Raw genomic sequence first — 20,398 nt, forward strand, 5'->3', positions numbered from 1 at the left:
TCTAATTCGAAAATCCTTCGACAAGCTCAGGATGACATCTCTAATACTAACTTTAAATCACATTACTTAATTTTTGTAATTCTGAAAAAGTCAAAATCGGCGTAACCACCTCTTGAAACTTTGGAATCGCTGACGGAATAAATTCCGACTTTTGCGCCTATCCACTTTCCGGGTTTTGCCTGAAATCTATCGCCAATATTCTCAAACTTCTTTTCATTTTCACTATAGCTGAATGTGCAGATTCCGTTTGGTTCTTTAACATCGACTTTCAGGAAAACTTCGTTGGATTTTAGTTTGATTTCGTTTAGTATTTTCTCTTCGCCTCCTTTTTCTGCTTTTTGAGCATTTCGCAGTTGAAGATAAAATCCGTCAGGTTTGTTTGTAATTACTAAAGACTGATAATCCATTCCCATTACCAGAAGTCCTGCGGTTTTTCCTTCTTTGGCATCTTCGGGAAATAATTTGATTTTAGTAGTCGCTACGAAATTCGGAGCCGGGAATTTCTGGGTTAGAAGATTCGGGATATTCCAAAGATTTTTTTCGCCATCCGGAATTTTGATTGAAAACAATCTCAGATAATCTTTTCCCACAAGTTTCGCTGACCAAACAACATTTTCATTTGCACTCCATTGCCATTGCAAACCGATTTTATTATCATTGAATTCATCAGATTCTGCAGGTGTTTCAATTGGATATGTTTTGCCGACATTCGGTTTTTTGAATGTTAGAACTGGTTCTCCAATTCCGTTTTTATTATTATCAATTCCGATTACCGGCCAGTCTTTTTCCCACTTCATTGGTTGAAGATGAACAATTCTTCCACCTGCGTCCACATCCTGAAAATGGTAAAACCAATCTTCTCCTTTTTGTGTATCAACCCAAGCACCCTGATGCGGTCCGTTGATTTTGGTTGAACCTTTTTCCAAAACAATTTTCTCTTCGTAAGGTCCATAGATATTTTTCGAACGCAATACCAATTGCCAACCTGTTGCCACGCCACCAGCCGGCGCAAAAATGTAATAATAACCATTTCGCTTATACATTTTCGGACCTTCAACAGTTGGATGTGCATCGTGTCCGTCGAAAACGTGAATGCCTTTGTCAAGAACTTTTGTTCCTTCAGTGTTCATTTTGTTAATGGTCAACAGACTTTTGACTCCTGCTCTGCTTCCTGCCCAGCCGTGAACCAAATAAGCCTGACCATCTTCATCCCAAAACGGACAAGAATCGATAAGACCTTTTCCTTCCATTACCAAAATTGGATCCTCCCATTTTTCGAAAGGATTTTTGGTTTTCACCATATAAATTCCGAAATCCGGGTCACCCCAATAGATGTAATATTCGCCTTTATGAAAACGGATACTTGGTGCCCAAACGCCGTCGCCACGTCTTGGCTTGTCGAAGTGTTCTTTTGGAACTAAATCTGTGATTGCATAATTCACTAACTTCCAATTGATCATATCTTTCGAATGAAGAATTGGTAAACCTGGCATTTCGTTAAAACTGGAAGCCGTCATAAAATAATCATCGCCAACACGAATCACATCCGGGTCGGAATAATCTGCATACAAAACAGGGTTTTTATACATTCCGTTTCCTAAATCCGAAACCCAGACTTCTGAAACATAAGGTTTCATTTTCTGCGCAACGAATTGATTGATTGCCATTGCAAATAAGGAAAGGATTATATGTTTTTTTAACGCTTTCATTTTTTAAACGCAAAGTCCGCAAAGATTTTTGAACTTATTGAAAATATTTTAAGGTTCGCAAAGCCACTTCGTCTAGCTCAGTATAAACTTCAAACTCATCAAAGAAAAACTATAGACTAATGTTAATTAATTATTTATTTTCTAATTCCAAACTGGCGAGAATAAACGGACCAGTGCCTTTTGGGTCGTTGGAACGGATTTCTTCATTCACATAATAATCGTAAGTTCCGCTTCTGTAAGGTGTTCCACCTAAGCCTGCAACCGCACAATTCTGATTTAGGTTAACTGTTCCGTCTTTTTCAATTGTGATGAGATTTTTTATAATTCCATCATATCCTTTTTTGGAGATTACTTTGTAAGAATCCGGCAAGTAACCTTTTCTGACTGCTTTTGCAAAAGTGTAAACAAACATAGATGATGCAGAAGCTTCAAGGTAATTTTCTTTTTCTCCACCTTTGTCTAAGACCTGATACCAAAGTCCAGTCTTTCCATCCTGAACTTTCACCAACGCTTCTGAATAAGATTTCAAATAACCAATCAACCTTTCTCTTCCCGGATGATTTTGAGGAAGAAAATCCAAAACATCTACGATTGCCATTCCGTACCAGCCCATTGCCCTACCCCAGAAATTAGGCGAAAGCCCGGTTTGTTTGTCTGCCCATTGCTGCTCTTTGCTTTCATCCCAACCATGATATAGCAATCCTGTTTTGGAATCTACCATATGTTTCTGAATCACATCAAACTGATTGACAATATCATTATAAGCTTTCTCGGCTTCTGCTCCGGTCGAAAATAACTTTGTATAATTGGCATAAAATGGTTCCGCCATATATAGTCCATCCAGCCACATTTGGTTTGGATAAATCTTCTTATGCCAGAAACCACCTTCGGAAGTTCTTGGCTGATTATCGATCTGTGACCTTAATAATTGTAAGGCTTTAAGATATTTTTCCTGTTTATCAACAGAATATAGATATAATAAAACATTCCCAGAATTCAACATATCAAGATTATATTTTTTGATGTCATACGTCTTGATTGTTCCATCTTCGTTAACCAACTCATCTGCGTAGCCTTTGATATAATCGTAATATTGTTTTTTTCCGGTTTTCTTAAACAACAGTTCTGCACATTTTAAAACCAAACCGTTCGGATAACTCCATTTCGGAGACTTAAAAAAATCTAGTTGCCATGCTTCGGGGAAACGTTTCATCTCGGATTGCATCATTCTTTCTGACCAAGGCAGCTTTGCCGAAATCACATTTTGAGAAACTTCTTTTGATTTTTGGTGTGCCGAATTTTGCAATGGTTTTTGTGCACAGGACAAAATACTAATTGTAGCAAATGTTGTAATGGTTAATATTTTGATTTTGTTGAAGTTCATTTTTTAAACTTTTATTTTTGAACAAATAGTCTTTAGATTAATAAAAACACTCGACTCTTTTGAGTATGACATTTCTTTAGTTATTTGATTTTAAAATCCCAATTGTCTTTTCCCGAGAGAATGTTTTTGATTTGATATTCTTTGGATTGTTCTTTAGTCAACTGATGAGACCAGGAAACTCGCTTTTCTTTATTGGCTCCAATTCCTTTGGAATTGTATTCTGCATATAAAGTTGTTTTCTCTGCTTCTGGTTTTTTCCAATTATGCCAACCTTCCGGTCTGATCATGTTATCGATTGCACAATTAATAAAAACTGTTTTAGCAAAAGGCCGCCAAGGTCTTCCGAGATAAACTGATTCCGGTTTAGCTTCTCCTTTGACTTCACAATTTATAAAAACAAACCCGAATTTGGTATTTTCTGGTGTAGAAGCCGCCGTAAGATATGTTGCACTTTCCTTCGCAAAGATTGTACAATCTTCAAAAACTGCAGTTGCTGCACCAAAGATAAAATCTGTCGTTCCTTCTATGTAACAACCTTTGAAATAATGACGGATCTCTCTTTTAGGAGTCGGAACGTCCTGTTCACCTTTCAGATATAAGGTATCTTGGAATCCCAGAAATCTACAATTCTCAAAAGCGGCTTTATCGCCTGTAATAAGAACAGCAACTGCTTGTCCAACTTTTCCTGCATCGTTTTGGAAAGTGATATTTTTTGCAGAGAAATTATCCGAGAATATGAAAATAGTAGAAGAACCTGTTGTTCCCATTTCTTTTCCTTCGGCATTTTTCTTTGAAGCAAAATCATCATTAACAAGGATTGTTTCTGTCAAACTTTCACCTTCAAAAGAAATTGCTCCTTTTGTAGCCGGAATTGTGATCTTTTCTCTGTAAGTTCCTTTTTTGATTATGATTTTGGTCTTTGCATCAAGTTTATCTTCGACTATATTTATCGCTTCCTGAATTGTTTTGAAGTCTCCTTTTTCGTCCTGAGAAACTGTATAAATTTTTTCAGAATCAATATCATTAACACTGAAAGAATTGATACAAGTCAAAACCAGAATAAAAGAAAAAAACAATAAAAGACTTTTAGCTTTTGACCTCTTCATTTTTATTATTTAAATTTATTTTTAGTGCAAAGATTCTATAGAAATCTGAATCTTTTTTAAATATACAAGTTTCCATCTCTTTTTCGAGATGAAAACTTGTATTAAATATTAATGTTATAATGTTGTCTAAAAAACCATTAGAAAAACATCATTGTTATCGATTATTTTTTAATAATCTTCTTAGTCACTGTTCCTTTATCAGTTGTAATACTGATGATATAATTTCCAGTACTCAAGCTCCTCAAATCAACCGAATCATTAGTGATCGCTACATTATCTTTAACCAAGCTACCTGCAAAGCTGTAAACTTTCACGTTTGATACTTTTTGACCAGCAGTATTGATATGTAAGTAATCTGAAACTGGGTTTGGATATAGAACAACTTGAGATCTATTGATATCATTTGTTGCCAAGCCAGCATAAGCTGTTTTGATGTAATATAAATTAGTTGTATCTCCTTTTGTAATACTATGAGCTCCGGCAGCAACGTTTGGAATTGTTACAACTCCATTTACAGCAGTATAGTTAGCGCCGTCAAACTTAACATTTTTGGAGAAGTCGGCATCGAAAACCAATGTCAATGTAGATTCTGCAGTAGTTGTATAATTTATGCTGGTAGCAGATTCCATTTTGAAACGTTTGGTCAATGTCAATCCATCATAAGTTGTAGAACCATCTGTTGAGTTCATGTTACCTGTGATAGTATAAAATAAACTCGATTTAGGAGGATTAGCAATTGTGAAATTGTGAATCAATCCGTCTGTATCGCCTGGATTCCCTGGTGTTCCGACCGTAACAGTTCCATTAATAGAAGCCGCAGTTCCGGAAGTACCAACAGTTGTAACTGTGTAGGCCGTAGTTTGAGTAGGATTTCCAATAATCGTTACAGTTTTAGCTGTTGCATCTTTTGTGAATGACAATCCGTTCGTAATACCTGTCAAAGTAACATCTGTAGCGTCTCCACCCCAAGTAAATATAATTGGACTAATTGCAGAACCAGAAGTTACTGTTTGGTCTTTATTCCCAGAAGTATTTACCAAAGTCTGAGAACCACCTTCTGCCTGGATGTAAACCATAGTTGTTCCGTAACTTGTAAGCGCAGATTTAAGAGCTGCAATTACTGCGTAAGATTTGTCATCAACAGCATTATCGAAAGTCCATTTGAAATCTCCTCCTTCAACACGTCCAGAATAGATCTTAACCTTATCTCTTGCTATAGTAGGTACATCGGTTACTAGATTCTTAACATAAAGAGCAGCATCTGTATCAAAGTTATTATAAGTTTTTGCTCCAACTTTTGATTTAACCGTTGCAGGAACTGTTTCTCCACGAGTAGCAGCAAGATAAGCATCAAAATCTGTCAAAGAACTGATCTTTCCATCAATATTATATAAAGGATTCGGATCTGCATAAGCAACAAATCTCATTGAATTGGTTGCGATATCAGCATCCATCGTATTATTGAAAGCTTTGATCACACCTCCATCTTCTCCGGAAAATGTACCCTGATTAGCCGGGTCATTCATTTGTTTTGTAGGACTCCAAACATCTGTTCCCTGTAGAGAGATCATCATTGGATTTTTAGAATTCCTGAAATAGTTACCTTCTAAGAATAATGAAGAACCTTCTGTAGAACCAGATCCGTATTTTGCAACACCATCAAAATAGTTATTATAAATATGAGCCGAATAAAATCTTACTCTCGGATGTCTGGAATCTGAATGATCGAACCAGTTGTGATGATAAGTCACATACAAACCAGCTGTTGTGTTTTCACTAAGTCCTAATAAACTTGCTTTTCCAGAATCCCAAAAGTGATTGTAAGAATAAGTTGCATAAGTTGTTCCTTTGTTGTCCAATGCACCATCGCCTTTGATCTGGTCGGCATCGCTTCCTGCATGTCCATAGAAGAGGTCATTGTTATGAGCCCAGATGTAAGAATTGTTCTGTTGCATCCCGATGTTGTCACCTTCTCCACTATCACAGTTCATAAAACCAAGATTGCCTATCTCGATATTAGTTCCATTTTTTATCCTGATTCCCCAGCCATTGGCTGTTGCATCATTACCAACACCTTCTACTGTAATATAACTTGAAGCGTTGTTATCATTTTCTATTACGACATCCCCATTTTCCATATCCGCAAAATCCGTGATATTCCCGACTAGACGGAAAACGTAAGGTCTTGTATCATAACCTTTTTTGATTCCTGACAGGATATTCTGGAATCCGACATAGTTTGTTGTTCCCCCATTACTTTTTGTAATGACATTGAATGAAATCGTGTTCTTAGAATTTTGTGTGATGTATAAAACAATAGCATTATCTTTAAGGGTTCCATCAGCTTTGTAGCCACCGGGCACTCTTCCACCATGGAAAGCAAAACCATTTCTGTCCTGAGGAAGTACTGTAAGAGTGCTTGTTGTAGAACCTCCTCCTTCTATCCCTAAGATCACAGGCTTTACAGTAATCGTGTAATTACCAGCTTTCAAGCCCAAAACATCGGCTCTGAAATATGACCCATAGCTACGGATCAAATAATCATCAACCTGCTTGTTCACTACTCCTTCGCCAGAATAGTAAACATTATATCTTCCAGCATTGGTCACTGGCTGCCATTTTACAAAAGCAGTCTCTACCCAGCCCGCAGATTCGTTGAATGTAACAGACTGTCCTGATACCTGCATGATCGCAAGTAAAAAGAATAGATAAAGTAATTTTAATTTATTCATATAAAATATATTTAATGAGTTTTTTACGAGTTTTAATTAATTGTAATTATTATAATTAGTGTTGACCTTCAACGAACCCATCTCATTAACTAATTTTAAATAATAGTAGTTGTTCTTTTCTTAGAATTAAGGCAATAAAATCCTTAGATTCAGCTCCATCAGGGTATAAAACCCTGATAGAGTGAGTCTTCAAAAAAAATTAAAAATATAATAACTTAAAAAATTCTAGTCCAGAATTCTTTCTTTTCTAGTAGCCATAATCTTGAGTCAGATTATAGTTAGACTGGATAATATCTTGATAGATCGGTAACAATTCTTTTCTGTTAGCTTCGAAATACTGAGCATAACCCTTTAAAGGGTCATTGACGTATTGTCCAGTGACCGCCGATCTCCAGTTGATTGATTTGTAGCCTGTTGGCACAGTTGTCGAAGCAGGAGCAGGTGTATAATAAACATCGGATCTATTGACCCCGGCCGGAACATAAATATCTATTACCTGAAGCGCTGCTTGTGCTGTTTTTGTTCTGTCGTAAGGTGATTCCTTATAATATAAAACAGAGGGCACATTCGCATATTGTCCAGTACCACTTGATAGATCCGAAAGTTTTTGTTTGGTTTCAGCAATTTTTGTTGCCAAAAGATTCCAACGAATCAAGTCATATTTTCTAAGACCTTCCCCACCGAATTCCAATAATCTTTCATGAACGATGTAATTAAAGAATCCTGTTTTATCTGTAGGAATAGTTCCTGCTTGTCCGAGGTTGCCCGCATAAGCACGATTTCTAACTAATTGTACTGCATTGATAGCATCTTGAGAAGGAGAACCATTTAGCTCATTATCTGCTTCTGCAAACATCAATAAAATATCCGAGTAACGTAGCAAAGGCCAGTCAATAGCAAGATTCTGTGCAGTTCCTGTAATATTGGTCCATGACTTTCTGAATTTTCCATCTGTACAAAGTGCACCAGTCGCCAAGATTGCCAGATTGGCATCATTGATCTGCATAGATGCTACAGTAAGGTCTCTTCTTACATCATATTTTCCGAACTCGTAGAAATAAGTCGCAACTGCATTGATACCCCCACTGCTTTTCCAGTTAGAATTATCACTGTGTCTCATACCATTGTAGTAACCAATTTTACTATCCGTCGCTGCATTACCTCCATAAGCCCCAATTGCAAAGATCACTTCGTGGGCTGCATCTTCCGTATTGTCATGCAATGGTCTGAAAGCGGCTTCGAAGCTAGCATTCAAACCATGTTGTCCAGAACTTATAATATCTTTACATTCGTCATAAGCGATTTTGTAATAAACTTCAGAGTTAGAACCTTTTGCCATAATCCTTGGATCCCTTCTAAGAGAATATCCTGCTCTCGCCAAGGCAATTCTGGCTCTAAGACCTTTCACAGCAGCTTTTGTGAATCTCACATTAGAAGTTGCAGCCTCTGATCTCCAGGGAACTAATTCTGCCGCAGTTGCAAGATCAGCAATTATTTTATCATAGATAACATCTCTGTCAGTCTTCGGTAGATAAACAGACTCCAGATCCGAAGATGGAACCATTTGCATTGGAACATCTCCCCAGTTCTTGATCAGATCATAATAGAACATTGCTCTAAGAGTCAAAGCTTCTCCCAAATAACGGTTCATTGATTTTTTGTCAGCAGCAGAACCTGTCTGAAAAACCGGTGAAAGAGGAATGTTCTTGATCACAAGATTAGCTCTTTCTATCCCTGAATATAGTTTCAAGAATGGTTTGTTAAGATCAGGATTGGAAGTACAAGCACCATAAGCACTGATTCCTCTCCTGTCATTACAGCTATAATCACCAGAAGTTTTGAAATCATCAGCAGTCTGAGGATAATATAGGTTAATTCTTTGGCCATATCCATCATCACCGATCACTTGATTGTAAACACCTATCAAAGCTGTGAATGTATCTGCTACACTGTCAAACTGTTGTTCCTCGTTTGAATTAGAAATATTTTCGGCATCCAAAAACTCGCTACAAGATGTCACTGTAGTGAAGCTTAAAGTACAGCTTAATATCGCAATTAAAAGTTTATGTTTTTTCATTTTTTTTGAATTAAAAAGTTACATCAACACCTGTTAAGAAGAATCTGCTTCTAGGAAAAGCTGCATAATCTACACCTGGTGTAAGGGTGCTTTTTCTTGTACTTACTTCCGGATCATATCCTGAATACCCTGTAATAGTGAATACGTTGTTAGCCGTTGCATACAATCTGAAATTAGTGATACCAAGCATTTTCAAAGAATCTTTCGGAAGTGTGTATCCGATAGTTACGTTGTTCAGTCTCAAGAATGACCCATCCTCGATCGCATACGAATGTAAGAAATAATTACCTCCCGTTGGTGTCCACATCGTTGTGTCCGCATTCAATGCTGCAAGTGCTTCCGGGTTGGTTACTTTCACACCATCAGCTCCAAACCATTTCCAACGATTAGCCATTTCTGCCAACATATTCTGGTCTGTGTACTGATATTTTGTTGTAAATTCAATTTTGTTTGCGTTATAAACTTTGTTCCCAACAGAGAAGTTGAAGAATAAACTCATATCAAAGTTTTTGTAACGGAAGGTCTGGTTGAAACCTCCATAGAACTTAGGCTGAGCATTTCCAAGGTCTGTCTGGTCTTTTACATCAATCACTCCATCCCCATTAAGGTCCCTTAATTTCAGATCACCCGGCTGAGGTGCTCTGTTTCCTAATGCTACAGAACTTGAACTTGGAATACCTTCTTTTAATTTGTAAGTGTTATTTGCAGCGTTGAAATCAAAATCACTGATCTCATATCTGCCTTCCGTAACATATCCATAGAAAGTTCCAACAGGTGCTCCTATCTGAACTTTGAAATCAAATAAGTTGTTTACCCACCCAGAAGGTACTAAGTAATAATCTTGTCCGGATTCTGTTAATGAACCTAAACTCTTGATAACATTCTTATTGGATGCAACGTTGAAATCTGCTTTCCAGTTAAAGTTTTCATTATTTACTACAATTGCACCTAGACTTAATTCTAAACCTTTGTTCTGAGTTTTTCCAGAATTCTGATATTGATATTCGTATCCCGAAGTTTGAGGAATTTTAGCTAACAAAAGTAGATCCTTGGTATTAGTTATATATCCATCAATTGCTCCATAGACTCTCTTATTAAATAAAGTAAAATCTATACCAGCATTCTGAGAAACAGTTGCCTCCCATTTGATATTAGGATTCGCCATAATGTTACCTGGCGCAGAACCTGTAATGACTCCCGTACCTCCTGTATATCCATAAGTACTTGATGGCGTATAAAAAGTATCGAATAAGAATGGTGTGATTCTATCGTTTCCAGATTGCCCATAGCCTAGACGTAATTTAAGGTCATTTACAAGATTAGAATCTTTTAAGAAGTTTTCTTCTCCAACTTTCCAAGCCAATGAAGCTGATGGGAAATTTGCCCATCTGTTAGAAGGTCCAAAAGAGTTAGAGCCATCTCGTCTTATTGAGAATGTTGCGATATACTTGTTATTATAAATATAGTTTGCTCTGGCAAAGAAAGATGCCAATCTTCCAACAGACATAGAAGTTGCAGGCGCATCCTGAATCATTCCTGCCGGAGGCATTGCCAATTGGAGATTCGCAAAAGCCTGCTTGGGAGACAATGACGTTGGCAACCATCTGATTGTCATATCCAATTTATCGCCATCTGTCTGAACAATCTCCTGACCTAATAAGAAATCCATCTTGTGGTTACCGATCTTCTTTTTGTATGCCAAAGTATTGGTATTCGTAATTCTCCTGGTCTGGGTATTGGTCAACTGAGCAACAGACATATCAGAGTTAATTCTAGATAGATAAGTTGAAGGACCTGAGAATTGCTGTATTTCCTGATCATTTTTCACATAACCTATCGTACTTTTGAACGTTAGATCCTTCATGATGTTATAAGTAATAACCCCATTCAAAAATAAGTTGTCAGTATTGTTGTACTTGATTTCGTTATTTACCAAAGTTATTGGATTGATCAAGTTTGTCGCTGCAAATTCATCCGTATCGAACTCATCCGAACCGGCGCCCGTGCTTATTCCATTTTCAAAAGGTCTGTAACGGATAATATTCCTAAGTCTGTTTGTTGTTTGTGAACCGGTCGTTGATGTACCAGCTCCAAGAATAGAAGTCTCACTATATCTTGCCGTCAAGCCAACTTTCAATTTTTTACTGATATCGAAATCATATTTAAAGTTGGCCATATTTCTCTTATAGCCGGAATTGACCATGATACCATCTTCTTCCACATGGTTTAATGACAACGTGAAAGCAGAATTAGAATTACCTCCTGTGATATTCAAGTTATGAGTATAATTGAAGGCTTCCTTGCCAAAAACCTCGTCTTGCCAATTCTTAGTCTGAATTGTTTTATATTGATCAATATCATCATAACTACCATATAACTTTATGAATTTATCAATTTGTTCTTGATAACCATCTTTGTTATAAAGTTCGTATTGATATTGTACAAAGTCATATGGACTCATTACGTCCAAAGTTTTTGCAATTTTTCTTATACCAGTATATCCATTGTAATTAACAGTCGTTTTTACATTTTTTCTACCACTCTTAGTCGTGATCAAAACAACACCATTGGCACCTCTTGCTCCATAGATAGAAGTTGAGGAAGCATCTTTAAGAACTTCGATAGACTCGATTTCTTTTGGTGAGATCAATGATAACGCATTGTCCATCTGTATTCCGTCCACAATATAAAGCGGTGCATTATCCTGGGTAATGGAAGTTCCCCCTCTTACTTTGATTTCCGGATCAGAACCCGGAGAGCCTTCTCCAAAAGTCACCTGAACACCAGCCATTCTTCCTTGGATAGCCTCAGCTGCACTATTCACAGGCATATCGGCCAATTGTTCACCTTTTACAGATGCGATAGAGTTGGTCACATCTTTTTTAGAAACAGTTGTATATCCTACAAGAACAACTTCATCGATAGTTTTCTCTTTGTTAGAATCAAACTTCGCCAATGTAATATTAATTACACTTTGCCCGTTGACCTCTACCTCTTGCTCTTCGTAACCTTTTGCACGAATAACCAAAGTTGCAGTTTTTGGAACATTCAATTCATACCTTCCAGATTTGTCTGTCATTGTAGAGAATTTGGAATTCCTTACGGTGATTTCCACATTCGGCAACGTTTTCTTTTGGTCGGAAGTAATTGTTCCGGAAACTTTAATTAATTCTTGAGCTAATCCAAATGCAGGTAATAAAAAGACAGAAGCAATCGTCGTTTTAATAAAAGCACTATGAATACCTAGTTTTAAACCACTCATAGATATTTGTTAGTTTTTATAATTAGTAATCTATTCTTTACTTAATAAAAAGGGTTAATTTTTCATCAAAAAATGCAATCGATTGCACTTATTTTTTTAATGTTTTCTTAACTCGACTAAACTAAGATTATTTTTCAATTGACAAATGCAGAATATATTTTTTTTATTAATATTAATTTAACAAATAGAAAACAAACAAACAAAACAATAATTCAACAAATTGATTTTTAAATAATTATAATAAAATTTAAAAAAAAATAAAAATTCGAATTAACATAATTTTAACATTTTAAAAGAAACCTTTTTACATCAAAAAATCAGTTTTAACACAAAAAACATTAACCAAAAATTAACTTAAGATTCCTTTTTTTTCAAAATCATAATTATTTTTATTCAAGTTGTCAAAATTTAGAATTAAAATTGAACCTATTGAAAATAATAAGATTTCAAAACATAAATTAACTGACAATCAACTATTTAAAGTATAAAATAGACAATAATTGTATAAAATAACTAAAGACATCAAAAATTTTAATCTTGTGCAAATTTTAACTTTCGAAAGCAAAATATTGCACAAAAAAACTAACGAAAGTAATAAAAAAACGAATCAAAACAACACATAACAAACTGTATATCTTTTATTTAAAAAATATTTCAGTTTTTTCTTTCTTGGTTAATATTTATATATATATTTACAGAAATTAATTTTTGTCTCAAAAAGAGCATTTTTTAATGCAATCGATTACACAAAATTAATTTTCAGTTCACATTATATAATATAGAAATGACTACTTCAGAATTCAGATATGCTCATCATCCAGATGACGCAAAAAAATACACCACCGAAGACCTTCGAAGAGAATTCCTCATCAACGATTTATTTCAGGAAGGACAAATCAAATTAGTCTATACAATGTACGATAGATTAATCGTTGGAGGAGCAATGCCTACTGACAAAGCATTAAAGCTTGAAACAATTGATGAATTAAAAGCTGAAAACTTCCTAGACAGAAGAGAAATCGGAATCATCAACGTTGGTGGAAAAGGAAAAATCACAGTTGATGGAACGGTTTTCGAACTTAATAATAAGGAAGCTTTATATATAGGAAAAGGAAATAAAGAAGTTGTTTTCGAAAACATCGAAGGCGAACAAGCTTATTTCTACATCAATTCTGCGCCGGCTCATCAATCTTATCCAACAAAAAAGGTTACAAAGAACGAAGCAGAAATTGTAGAATTAGGAGATTCTAAATATGCGAACAGAAGAACAATCAATAAACTATTGGTAAACAGCGTTCTGGAAACTTGTCAACTTCAAATGGGAATGACCGAATTGCACGAAGGAAGCGTTTGGAATACAATGCCTTCACACACTCATACAAGAAGAATGGAAGCTTATTTCTACTTCGATTTGGAAGAAGGACAATCGATTTCACATTTTATGGGACAGCCTCAGGAAACAAGACATATTTTTCTTAAAAACAGAGATGCAGTAATCTCTCCGGAATGGTCAATTCACTCTGGTGTTGGAACTTCAAACTATACATTTATCTGGGGAATGGCGGGAGAAAATATGGATTATGGAGATATGGATGCCGTAAAAACTGACGAATTAAAATAATAAAATATTTTCTCGTAGATTTTGCCGATTTAGCTGATTTTAAAATCTGTATCATTTGCGCAATCTGTGAGAGTAAAAAATTATCTAACGATATTTCTAAATGAGAAATTTATTTGACTTAACCGGAAAAGTAGCATTAGTAACTGGTGGAACGCACGGTTTAGGCTTAGCAATGGCAGAAGGTTTAGGCTCAGCAGGCGCAGAATTGGTTGTAACCAGTACTACTCCATCCAAATTGCAAGAAGCAATTGCTTATTATCAGTCAAAGGGATACAAAGCAACAGGTTATATTTTTGATGTAACAGATGAGAAAATAGCTGCTGAAAAAGTGGCAGAAATCGAAGCCAATCACAAACAAATCGATATCCTTATTAATAATGCCGGAATCATCAAAAGAATTCCAGCTTTGGAGATGGAAGTTTCAGATTTCCGAAAAGTAATTGATGTGGATTTAACTGGACCTTTCATTATGTCTCAGTTAGTTGCAAAAAGTATGATTGCCAGAAAATCTGGTAAAATCATCAACATCTGTTCTATGATGAGCGAATTGGGTCGTGACAATGTTGTGGCTTATGCTTCTGCAAAAGGTGGATTGAAAATGTTGACTAAAAATTTGGCAACAGAATGGGCAAAACATAACATCCAAGTGAACGGAATCGGTCCTGGATATTTTGCAACGTCTCAGACTGAACCAATCAGAGTTGATGGAAATCCATTCAACGAGTTCATTATCAGTAGAACACCAGAAGGTCGCTGGGGAAATCCTGAAGACTTGGCTGGAACAGCAATATTTTTAGCTTCCGAAGCAAGTCAGTTCATCAACGGACAAATCATTTATGTTGATGGTGGAATTTTAGCAACCATCGGAAAACCTTCAAACGAATAAACATTCATAATTAATAATTTATCATTAATAATTAAAAATGAGTACACTTACAAAACCTTTTATTACAGATACATTTCTATTAAAGAACAAATTCGCTGAGGAGTTGTATTTCAGATTTGCTGAGAACCAACCGATTATCGATTATCATAACCATTTGCCTCCGAAAGAGATTGCAGAAAACCGTCAGTTTGAGAACATTTCTCAGGTTTGGATTGGTGGCGACCACTACAAATGGAGAGCGATGAGAACAATGGGCGTGAACGAAAAATTCATTACCGGAGACGCTTCTGACAAAGAAAAATTCGCAGCTTGGGCAAGAACAGTTCCGAATACTTTGAGAAATCCTTTGTTCCATTGGACTCATTTGGAATTGGCAAGATATTTTGACGTTTACGATTTATTAAACGAAAAAAATGCGGATGAAGTTTATGAAAATGTTTCAGCTCAACTTCAAACACCAGAAAAATCGGTTCACGGATTATTGAAAATGAGAAACGTGGAAACGGTTTGTACCACAGAAGACCCGATTGACACTTTAGAATATCATCAAACAATCAAACAAAATAATATCGGAATTACAGTCAGCACGGCTTTTCGTCCCGACAAAGCGATTTTGATTGATAATGAAGATTACAATTCTTACATCGATAAATTAGGCGAATCTGCAGGAATCGAAATCAAATCTTACAAGGATGTACAGGATGCGCTACTCAAAAGGATTGAATACTTTCACGCCAACGGATGCAGATTGTGTGACCACGGATTGAATAACATTTCTTTTGAAACGTTCACAGATTCTGAAATCAACTCAATTTTTGAAATTAAAAGAAAAGGAGAAACCTTGACGCCACATCAGATTGAGCAATTCAAAACAGCAATTCTGTTGTTTTTGGGTGAGACTTACCATTCATTTGGCTGGGTTCAGCAATATCATTTGGGCGCTTTGAGAAACAACAATGCAAGAATGTTGAAAGTTCTTGGACCAGACACGGGTTGGGATTCCATCGGAGATTTCAGTCAGGCTGCGAACCTTTCGAGATTCCTAAACACATTGGATTCCAAGGATAAATTGACTAAAACAATCATCTATAATCTGAATCCTGCAGATAACGAAATTATGGCAACAATGATTGGGAATTTCAACGATGGTTCTATTAAAGGAAAAGTACAATTCGGTTCTGGATGGTGGTTTCTGGACCAAAAAGACGGAATGGAAAAACAAATGAATGCACTTTCCAATATGGGATTAATCAGCACTTTCGTTGGAATGCTGACGGATTCCAGAAGCTTCCTTTCGTTCCCAAGACACGAGTATTTCAGACGTGTATTGTGTAACCTTTTAGGAAACGAAATCGAGTCTGGCGAACTTCCTGAGGATTTGGATTTGGTAGGAAAAGTTGTGGCAGATATTTGCTATTTTAACGCTAAAGAATATTTTAGTTTCTAATGGAATTAACTTCAAAAATATACTACAAATCTGATTCTACGAAATGGGAAAAAATCGACGAATACATCGACCGTCAAATTGTTGGCTACGACGAATCTGTAATGATGGTGAATGTCCGTTTCAAAAAAGGTGGAATTGGATACAAGCATAAGCATCCTCATATTCAGGTAACTTATGTAGCAGAAGGAAAATTTGAAGTCAACATCGGCGAAGATATTTCAATTTTGAAAAAAGGCGATTCGTTCTTCGTTCCTTCCAATGTTCTTCACGGTGTGGAATGTCTGGAAGATGGGATTTTGGTAGATGTTTTCAGTCCGTTTAGAGAAGATTTTATAAAATAATCAATTGCTCTCTGCAAACATTGTTAAGTTTTACGCCTTTGTGAACTTAAAAACATAAAATTAAATAAAGAAATCTTTGCGCTCTTTGCGTTCAGAAAAAATAAAAATTAAGAATCTCGATTCTAAAAAATAAAACTAGATTAATGAGCAAAGTTGTAACCTTTGGCGAAGTGTTGATGAGACTGTCTCCATCCGATAGCAAAATGCTAAGACAAAGCCGCGAAATGGAATTCTTCTTCGGAGGAACAGAAATGAATGTAGGCGCGTCTTTAGCAATTATGGGATGCGAAACAAGACACATCACAAACGTTTCCGATTGTTTCATCGGAGATGCTGCCATTGCAACAATGAAAAGTTACGGAATTGATACGCAATTCGTCAACAGAACAGAACATCCGATTGGTTTATATTTTCTGGAAGTTGGTTCTGCGATGCGCGCCAGTAGAATTTCTTACAACAGATTAAACGGTTCTTTTGCCAACATCAAACCAAAACAGGTAGATTGGGAAAAAGCTTTGGAAGGTGCGGAATATTTCCACTGGACAGGAATTTCTCCGGGAATTTCGGAAGGTGCTTACGAGACTTTGAAGCAAGGTTTGCAATTAGCTTACTCAAAAGGAATCGAAATTACATCTGACCCAGCTTATCGTTCCAACCTTTGGAAATACGGAAAAGAAGGATTCGCAGTTCTTAAGGAACTCATCTCCTACTCCACGATTTTCATCGGTGGCGTAAATGAAATCAATGAAATACTGGGAACATCTTTCGGTTATGATAAAGACAGTTTTATTAAAGCTGCGGAGACATTAATGAAAGAAATCCCTTCCATTAAAAAAGTATTTGACAAAACCAGAATTGGTGTTACAGCGAGCAATCAGGCAACTCAGGGAAGAGCTTTGGTTAACGGACAATATTTCGAAACAGAAAGTCTGGAAGTGAATCCCGTTGTGGACAGAATCGGAACCGGAGATGCCTTTGCCGCAGGTTTGATCTATGGTTTAATCCACTTCGATGATGAAAAAGCATTGAAGTTTGCCAATGCAGCTTGCGCCATCAAACATACGATTTTAGGCGATGTGAATCTGAGCAGTGCGAGCGATATTCTGGAAGTAATGAACGGCAATTCAGGAGGAAGAATTAAAAGATAATTTAGAAAAAAAATGATTATAGATACATTAGAAAATGCTTCTCAATATTCTTTGCTCAATCCATTATTCGAAAAAGCTTTCGACTATTTAAAAGACAAGAATTTAGATTCTTTAGAAGTTGGAGTTACAGAGATTGAAGAAGGGCTTCGAATGATTGTTTTTGATGAAATGGCCAAAACAAAAGAAGAAAGTCTTTCCAAATTCGAATGTCATAATCAAAATATTGATATTCAAATTTGTCTGAAAGGAATAGAAAATATGGGTTGGAAATCAAGGCAAAAATGCACAAACCCAATCGGAGAATACAATGCAGAAAAAGATGTTCTTTTTTACAATGATAATCCGGATATGTTTTTCCAATTAAACGAAAATCAGTTTGCTATTTTTTATCCCAATGATGTCCACGCACCAATGATTGGAAATGACATCATTAGAAAAATAGTTTTTAAAGTAAAAATTTAAAAAATGACAAAGATTCAATTAGTTACGAACGCCATTATCAAACAAGGACTTTTGCCTTTGTATTATAATGCGGATGAAACAGTAACTTTAGAAATATTGAAATCGCTTTACAGAGCAGGAATACGAGCAGTAGAATATACAAGCCGAGGCGAATCTGCTTTGAGCAATTTTACAAAAATGGTAGAAATCCGTAATGCAGAAATGCCGGATATGCTGCTTGGAATCGGAACAATTAAGAATCAAAAACAAGCGGAAGATTATTACAATGTTGGTGCTGACTTCTTTATAAGCCCTGGATTTGTTTCTGAAGTTGCAGAATTCCTAATTCCGAAAGATGTACTTTACAGTCCAGGTTGTATGACACCAACAGAAATCATCGAAGCTGAAAATGCGGGTGTAACTTTTGTGAAACTATTCCCGGGAAATGCACTGGGAACCGGATTTATGAGCGCCATAAAAGATGTTTTTCCAAATCTGAAATTTATGCCAACCGGTGGTGTTGACACAACCAAAGAAAACATCGAAAGCTGGTTCAAAGCTGGTGTTTCTGCCGTTGGAATGGGAAGTAAATTGGTAAGTAAAGAACTAATGGCTTCCAAAGATTACGCAATCATCGAAAACGAAACGAAAAAAGTATTGGACATTATCCAATCCATAATAATCATAGCACAAAACTAAATTCCTAAAACCAATATGAGTTCAGTTAAATCCTTAAAACCAAGTAATTTCAGATGGTCTATTTGTGGGCTTCTGTTCATTGCTACAACGATTAATTATCTTGACAGGCAGGTTCTTTCTTTGACCTGGAAAGATTTTATCCAGCCAGAGTTCCATTGGAATAATAATGATTATGGAAACATCACGGCATTATTCTCAATTTTCTATGCAATCAGTATGTTATTCGCAGGAAAATTTGTGGATTGGATGGATACGAAAAAAGGATTTCTTTGGGCGATTTTCATTTGGTCAATTGGTGCTATTTTACACGCTTTCTGTGGTATTGCAACTTCCGGAATCCTGACAGGAAACTGGTTGGTAGGATTTGCAGAATCTAAGGAAATTATTGGAACTCTAAACAATATTTCGCTGGTTACAAGCACAAGTGTGACGCTTTTTATCTTTGCAAGATTTGTTTTAGCAGTTGGAGAAGCTGGGAATTTCCCTGCGGCGATTAAAACCACTGCGGAATATTTCCCTAAAAAAGACAGAGCGTTTTCTACAAGTATTTTTAATGCCGGAGCGACTGTTGGAGCATTAGCAGCGCCAGTCACCATTCCTTTTATCGCAAAATCAATGGGTTGGGAAATGGCATTTATCATCATTGGTGCGCTTGGATTTGTTTGGATGGGACTTTGGATTTTCTATTACAAAAAACCTCATCAGCATCCGAAAGTTAACGAACACGAATTGGCTTACATCCAACAGGACCAGGATGATGTTGTAGAAACGTCTGATGAACCTCAGAAAAAAATGACCCTGAAACAAGCTTTCGGATACAGACAAACCTGGGCTTTTATCTTTGGTAAATTTATGACAGACGGCGTTTGGTGGTTTTACCTTTTCTGGACTCCGGCTTATCTAAGTTCGGTTTACGGAATGGACAGCACGCAAAGTGCATTACCACTCTTCGTTTTGTATATGATAACATTGGTTTCGATTGTCGGAGGCTGGCTTCCAAAATATTTTGTAGACAAAAAAGGAATGAACCCATATGCAGGAAGAATGCGTGCAATGTTGATTTTCGCTTTCTTTCCATTGCTAGCTTTGGTGGCACAACCTGCAGGAACTATTTCTTATTGGCTTCCGGTTTTGATTATCGGGATTGCGGGAGCAGCGCATCAGGCTTGGTCTGCCAATATTTTTTCAACGGTTGGCGATATGTTCCCGAAAAAAGCCATTGCAACTATTACAGGAATTGGCGGAATGGCTGGTGGAATCGGTTCTTTTCTTATTAATAAAGGTTCCGGATTATTGTTTGACCACACACACAAAGCCTGGACAACTGTGGATGGCGTTCCACTTTTGGAAAAATATCCTGAATTTAAGGATACAAGGCTTCCTGATGATTTGTTGGTTCAATTGAAAAATTCCGGTGCTGTCATCTCAGACGGTATCGACAAAGGATATATGATTATCTTCTCAATCTGCGCCGTGGCTTATCTGATTGCCTGGTTCGTGATGAAATCATTGGTTCCGAAATATAAAATCATTAAAGAATAAAGA

14 protein-coding genes are annotated in these 20,398 nt (G+C 36.4%); 8 read left to right on the forward strand and 6 right to left on the reverse strand.

The annotated features are described in order from the left end of the window. Positions 1-62: 62 nt before the first annotated feature. The 6 genes from RTX21_RS06345 to RTX21_RS06370 form a co-directional block, all read right to left on the reverse strand. Entirely contained in the window at positions 63-1,709 is a 1,647-nt protein-coding gene (locus RTX21_RS06345) for a glycoside hydrolase 43 family protein (RefSeq protein ID WP_312766100.1), read from the reverse strand. Positions 1,710-1,839: 130 nt separating this feature from the next. Then, complete coding sequence (locus RTX21_RS06350) at positions 1,840-3,093, reverse strand: glycoside hydrolase family 88 protein (protein WP_312766103.1); 1,254 nt, start codon at positions 3,091-3,093, stop codon at positions 1,840-1,842. Between the two features lie 80 nt (positions 3,094-3,173). Further along, positions 3,174-4,199, reverse strand: a complete 1,026-nt coding sequence (locus RTX21_RS06355; RefSeq protein WP_312766106.1) for a pectinesterase family protein — start codon at positions 4,197-4,199, stop codon at positions 3,174-3,176. Positions 4,200-4,360: 161 nt separating this feature from the next. Continuing rightward, complete coding sequence (locus tag RTX21_RS06360; protein WP_312766109.1) at positions 4,361-6,931, reverse strand: T9SS type A sorting domain-containing protein; 2,571 nt, start codon at positions 6,929-6,931, stop codon at positions 4,361-4,363. Between the two features lie 247 nt (positions 6,932-7,178). Further along, on the reverse strand, positions 7,179-9,008 hold the full coding sequence (locus tag RTX21_RS06365) for a RagB/SusD family nutrient uptake outer membrane protein (protein ID WP_312766112.1): 1,830 nt from the start codon (positions 9,006-9,008) through the stop codon (positions 7,179-7,181). A 10-nt stretch (positions 9,009-9,018) separates the two neighbouring features. Then, positions 9,019-12,270, reverse strand: a complete 3,252-nt coding sequence (locus RTX21_RS06370; RefSeq protein ID WP_312766115.1) for a TonB-dependent receptor — start codon at positions 12,268-12,270, stop codon at positions 9,019-9,021. A 784-nt stretch (positions 12,271-13,054) separates the two neighbouring features. On the opposite strand from RTX21_RS06370, the gene kduI reads away from it, so the two are divergent. From kduI to RTX21_RS06410, 8 genes are all read left to right on the forward strand, one after another. Further along, entirely contained in the window at positions 13,055-13,891 is an 837-nt protein-coding gene (gene kduI / locus RTX21_RS06375) for a 5-dehydro-4-deoxy-D-glucuronate isomerase (RefSeq protein WP_312766118.1), read from the forward strand. A gap of 100 nt (positions 13,892-13,991) precedes the next feature. Then, positions 13,992-14,777 carry a gluconate 5-dehydrogenase gene (locus tag RTX21_RS06380; protein WP_312766121.1) on the forward strand — a complete coding sequence of 262 codons (786 nt, stop codon included), beginning with the start codon at positions 13,992-13,994 and terminating at the stop codon, positions 14,775-14,777. Positions 14,778-14,814: 37 nt separating this feature from the next. Beyond that, positions 14,815-16,224, forward strand: coding sequence for a glucuronate isomerase (gene uxaC / locus RTX21_RS06385; protein ID WP_312766123.1), 1,410 nt, complete (start codon positions 14,815-14,817; stop codon positions 16,222-16,224). Then, on the forward strand, positions 16,224-16,565 hold the full coding sequence (locus RTX21_RS06390; RefSeq protein ID WP_312766125.1) for a cupin domain-containing protein: 342 nt from the start codon (positions 16,224-16,226) through the stop codon (positions 16,563-16,565). Before uxaC ends, RTX21_RS06390 begins: the two co-directional genes overlap by 1 nt. 143 nt (positions 16,566-16,708) lie before the next feature. Next, a complete protein-coding gene (locus RTX21_RS06395) occupies positions 16,709-17,713 on the forward strand; it encodes a sugar kinase (RefSeq protein WP_312766127.1) in 1,005 nt (334 codons plus the stop codon). 12 nt (positions 17,714-17,725) lie between these two features. Continuing rightward, on the forward strand, positions 17,726-18,175 hold the full coding sequence (locus RTX21_RS06400; RefSeq protein ID WP_312766128.1) for a YhcH/YjgK/YiaL family protein: 450 nt from the start codon (positions 17,726-17,728) through the stop codon (positions 18,173-18,175). Between the two features lie 3 nt (positions 18,176-18,178). Continuing rightward, entirely contained in the window at positions 18,179-18,853 is a 675-nt protein-coding gene (locus RTX21_RS06405) for a bifunctional 4-hydroxy-2-oxoglutarate aldolase/2-dehydro-3-deoxy-phosphogluconate aldolase (RefSeq protein WP_312766129.1), read from the forward strand. 15 nt (positions 18,854-18,868) lie between these two features. Further along, a complete protein-coding gene (locus RTX21_RS06410; RefSeq protein ID WP_312766130.1) occupies positions 18,869-20,395 on the forward strand; it encodes an MFS transporter in 1,527 nt (508 codons plus the stop codon). The last annotated feature ends 3 nt before the right edge of the window (positions 20,396-20,398 follow it).

Source organism: Epilithonimonas sp. (assembly GCF_032054305.1).
GTDB lineage: Bacteria > Bacteroidota > Bacteroidia > Flavobacteriales > Weeksellaceae > Epilithonimonas.